General features: G+C 57.3%; 3 rRNA genes. All 3 read right to left on the bottom strand.

Annotated elements, in window-relative coordinates:
- A 5S ribosomal RNA gene (gene rrf, locus J7E86_RS28200) occupies positions 1-97 on the bottom strand; the annotation flags it as partial.
- Between the two features lie 73 nt (positions 98-170).
- A 23S ribosomal RNA gene (locus tag J7E86_RS28195) occupies positions 171-3,295 on the bottom strand.
- A 279-nt stretch (positions 3,296-3,574) separates the two neighbouring features.
- A 16S ribosomal RNA gene (locus J7E86_RS28190) occupies positions 3,575-5,098 on the bottom strand.
- Between the last annotated feature and the right edge of the window lie 173 nt (positions 5,099-5,271).

Raw genomic sequence — 5,271 nt, 5'->3', positions numbered from 1 at the left:
CCCACACGGTCCCCCATGCAGTACCATCGGCGCTGAAAGGCTTAGCTTCCGGGTTCGAAATGTAACCGGGCGTTTCCCTAACGCTATGACCACCGAAACTCTATGAAGTTAACCCACCGGAACACAACACGGTCGTTACTTCAGAACCTACACAGTGGACGCGAGCAACTGAGGACAAGCCCTCGGCCTATTAGTACCAGTCAGCTCCAACCGTTACCGGTCTTCCACACCTGGCCTATCAACCCAGTCGTCTACTGGGAGCCTTAACCCCTCAAAGGGGGTGGGAATACTCATCTCGAAGCAGGCTTCCCGCTTAGATGCTTTCAGCGGTTATCCCTCCCGAACGTAGCCAACCAGCCATGCCCTTGGCAGGACAACTGGCACACCAGAGGTTCGTCCGTCCCGGTCCTCTCGTACTAGGGACAGCCCTTCTCAATATTCCTACGCGCACAGCGGATAGGGACCGAACTGTCTCACGACGTTCTAAACCCAGCTCGCGTACCGCTTTAATGGGCGAACAGCCCAACCCTTGGGACCGACTCCAGCCCCAGGATGCGACGAGCCGACATCGAGGTGCCAAACCATCCCGTCGATATGGACTCTTGGGGAAGATCAGCCTGTTATCCCCGGGGTACCTTTTATCCGTTGAGCGACGGCGCTTCCACAAGCCACCGCCGGATCACTAGTCCCGACTTTCGTCCCTGCTCGACCCGTCGGTCTCACAGTCAAGCTCCCTTGTGCACTTACACTCAACACCTGATTGCCAACCAGGCTGAGGGAACCTTTGGGCGCCTCCGTTACTCTTTAGGAGGCAACCGCCCCAGTTAAACTACCCACCAGACACTGTCCCTGATCCGGATCACGGACCCAGGTTAGACATCCAGCACGACCAGAGTGGTATTTCAACGACGACTCCACCATGGCTGGCGCCATGACTTCACAGTCTCCCACCTATCCTACACAAGCCGAACCGAACACCAATATCAAGCTATAGTAAAGGTCCCGGGGTCTTTCCGTCCTGCTGCGCGAAACGAGCATCTTTACTCGTAGTGCAATTTCACCGGGCCTATGGTTGAGACAGTCGAGAAGTCGTTACGCCATTCGTGCAGGTCGGAACTTACCCGACAAGGAATTTCGCTACCTTAGGATGGTTATAGTTACCACCGCCGTTTACTGGCGCTTAAGTTCTCAGCTTCGCCACACCGAAATGTGACTAACCGGTCCCCTTAACGTTCCAGCACCGGGCAGGCGTCAGTCCGTATACATCGCCTTACGGCTTCGCACGGACCTGTGTTTTTAGTAAACAGTCGCTTCTCGCTGGTCTCTGCGGCCACACCCAGCTCAGAGTGCAAGACTCATCACCGGACATGGCCCCCCTTCTCCCGAAGTTACGGGGGCATTTTGCCGAGTTCCTTAACCATAGTTCACCCGAACGCCTCGGTATTCTCTACCTGACCACCTGAGTCGGTTTAGGGTACGGGCCGCCATGAAACTCGCTAGAGGCTTTTCTCGACAGCATAGGATCATCCACTTCACCACAATCGGCTCGGCATCAGGTCTCAGCCTTAATGTGTGACGGATTTGCCTATCACACGGCCTACACCCTTACCCCGGGACTACCACCGCCCGGGCTGGACTACCTTCCTGCGTCACCCCATCGCTTACCTACTACAAGTCTGGTCCGTCGGCTCCACCACTTTCCTTCACCCGAAGGATCCAGAACGGCTTCACGGACTTAGCATCGCCTGATTCAGTACTGGGCGTTTCAAAGCGGGTACCGGAATATCAACCGGTTGTCCATCGACTACGCCTGTCGGCCTCGCCTTAGGTCCCGACTTACCCTGGGCAGATCAGCTTGACCCAGGAACCCTTAGTCAATCGGCGCACACGTTTCCCACGTGTGTATCGCTACTCATGCCTGCATTCTCACTCGTGAACCGTCCACAACTCGCTTCCGCGGCTGCTTCACCCGGCACACGACGCTCCCCTACCCATCCGTACTCCCGTTGGGGATACATGTACGAATGACACGACTTCGGCGGTACGCTTGAGCCCCGCTACATTGTCGGCGCGGAATCACTTGACCAGTGAGCTATTACGCACTCTTTCAAGGGTGGCTGCTTCTAAGCCAACCTCCTGGTTGTCTCTGCGACTCCACATCCTTTCCCACTTAGCGTACGCTTAGGGGCCTTAGTCGATGCTCTGGGCTGTTTCCCTCTCGACCATGGAGCTTATCCCCCACAGTCTCACTGCCGTGCTCTCACTTACCGGCATTCGGAGTTTGGCTAAGGTCAGTAACCCGGTAGGGCCCATCGCCTATCCAGTGCTCTACCTCCGGCAAGAAACACACGACGCTGCACCTAAATGCATTTCGGGGAGAACCAGCTATCACGGAGTTTGATTGGCCTTTCACCCCTAACCACAGGTCATCCCCCAGGTTTTCAACCCTGGTGGGTTCGGTCCTCCACGAAGTCTTACCTCCGCTTCAACCTGCCCATGGCTAGATCACTCCGCTTCGGGTCTTGGGCGCGCTACTCAATCGCCCTATTCGGACTCGCTTTCGCTACGGCTTCCCCACACGGGTTAACCTCGCAACACACCGCAAACTCGCAGGCTCATTCTTCAAAAGGCACGCAGTCACGACGCACCAAGCAAGCTTGATGCGCGACGCTCCCACGGCTTGTAGGCACACGGTTTCAGGTACTATTTCACTCCGCTCCCGCGGTACTTTTCACCATTCCCTCACGGTACTATCCGCTATCGGTCACCAGGGAATATTTAGGCTTAACGGGTGGTCCCGCCAGATTCACACGGGATTTCTCGGGCCCCGTGCTACTTGGGTGTCTCTTAAACGAGCCGTTGATGTTTCAGCTACGGGGGTCTTACCCTCTACGCCGGACCTTTCGCATGTCCTTCGCCTACACCAACGGTTTCTGACTCGTCTCACAGCCGGCAGACTATGAAAAAGAGATCCCACAACCCCGCATGCGCAACCCCTGCCGGGTATCACACGCATACGGTTTGGCCTCATCCGGTTTCGCTCGCCACTACTCCCGGAATCACGGTTGTTTTCTCTTCCTGCGGGTACTGAGATGTTTCACTTCCCCGCGTTCCCTCCACACTGCCTATGTGTTCAGCAGCGGGTGACAGCCCATGACGACTGCCGGGTTTCCCCATTCGGACACCCCCGGATCAAAGCTCGGTTGACAGCTCCCCGGGGCCTATCGTGGCCTCCCACGTCCTTCATCGGTTCCTGGTGCCAAGGCATCCACCGTGCGCCCTTAAAAACTTGGCCACAGATGCTCGCGTCCACTGTGCAGTTCTCAAGCAACGACCAGCCACCCATCACCCCGCCGCTATACGCGTCGAGTGCACTGGGGCCGGCATCGCGAAGGTTCAGACCGAAGTCCGTACCCTCAGATACCCAACAGCGTGCCCGGCCCGACCCATCAAGAATTCACGTTCCACGCCGAAGCAGTACTAGTGATCTCAACCGATCGTGCCGAATAGTCAACGTTCCACCCATGAGCAACCGTGCGAGTCATTCGCTCGCAGTCGGCTATATGCTCCTTAGAAAGGAGGTGATCCAGCCGCACCTTCCGGTACGGCTACCTTGTTACGACTTCGTCCCAATCGCCAGTCCCACCTTCGACGGCTCCCTCCACAAGGGTTGGGCCACCGGCTTCGGGTGTTACCGACTTTCGTGACGTGACGGGCGGTGTGTACAAGGCCCGGGAACGTATTCACCGCAGCAATGCTGATCTGCGATTACTAGCAACTCCAACTTCATGGGGTCGAGTTGCAGACCCCAATCCGAACTGAGACCGGCTTTTTGAGATTCGCTCCACCTCACGGTATCGCAGCTCATTGTACCGGCCATTGTAGCACGTGTGCAGCCCAAGACATAAGGGGCATGATGACTTGACGTCGTCCCCACCTTCCTCCGAGTTGACCCCGGCAGTCTCCTGTGAGTCCCCATCACCCCGAAGGGCATGCTGGCAACACAGAACAAGGGTTGCGCTCGTTGCGGGACTTAACCCAACATCTCACGACACGAGCTGACGACAGCCATGCACCACCTGTATACCGACCACAAGGGGGCGACCATCTCTGGCCGTTTCCGGTATATGTCAAGCCTTGGTAAGGTTCTTCGCGTTGCGTCGAATTAAGCCACATGCTCCGCTGCTTGTGCGGGCCCCCGTCAATTCCTTTGAGTTTTAGCCTTGCGGCCGTACTCCCCAGGCGGGGAACTTAATGCGTTAGCTGCGGCACCGACGACGTGGAATGTCGCCAACACCTAGTTCCCAACGTTTACGGCGTGGACTACCAGGGTATCTAATCCTGTTCGCTCCCCACGCTTTCGCTCCTCAGCGTCAGTAATGGCCCAGAGATCCGCCTTCGCCACCGGTGTTCCTCCTGATATCTGCGCATTTCACCGCTACACCAGGAATTCCGATCTCCCCTACCACACTCTAGCCTGCCCGTATCGAATGCAGACCCGGGGTTAAGCCCCGGGCTTTCACATCCGACGCAACAAGCCGCCTACGAGCTCTTTACGCCCAATAATTCCGGACAACGCTTGCGCCCTACGTATTACCGCGGCTGCTGGCACGTAGTTAGCCGGCGCTTCTTCTGCAGGTACCGTCACTTTCGCTTCTTCCCTGCTGAAAGAGGTTTACAACCCGAAGGCCGTCATCCCTCACGCGGCGTCGCTGCATCAGGCTTTCGCCCATTGTGCAATATTCCCCACTGCTGCCTCCCGTAGGAGTCTGGGCCGTGTCTCAGTCCCAGTGTGGCCGGTCGCCCTCTCAGGCCGGCTACCCGTCGTCGCCTTGGTAGGCCATTACCCCACCAACAAGCTGATAGGCCGCGGGCTCATCCTTCACCGCCGGAGCTTTCCACCCACCCCCATGCGGAGGCAGGTCGTATCCGGTATTAGACCCCGTTTCCAGGGCTTGTCCCAGAGTGAAGGGCAGATTGCCCACGTGTTACTCACCCGTTCGCCACTAATCCACCCCGAAGGGCTTCATCGTTCGACTTGCATGTGTTAAGCACGCCGCCAGCGTTCGTCCTGAGCCAGGATCAAACTCTCCGTGAATGTTTACCCGGCTGCGTTTAATTAAAAACTGCGGGTGCACACTCGCGTTGAGCGGCACAACCAAGCGGAATAAGCCCGGTCGTGCTCAGCGTCCTCGCTGTGTGTTGCCTGCCCGTCCACAAAGGACCGACAGGACTTTCAAAGGAACCGCGTCCCAGTCACAATGTGACCGG

This window comes from Streptomyces sp. ISL-11 (genome assembly GCF_018614525.1).
In the GTDB taxonomy this organism is placed as follows: domain Bacteria; phylum Actinomycetota; class Actinomycetes; order Streptomycetales; family Streptomycetaceae; genus Streptomyces.
Note: the sequence above shows the minus strand (reverse complement) of the source record. Positions and strands in the feature narration are given on the sequence as shown.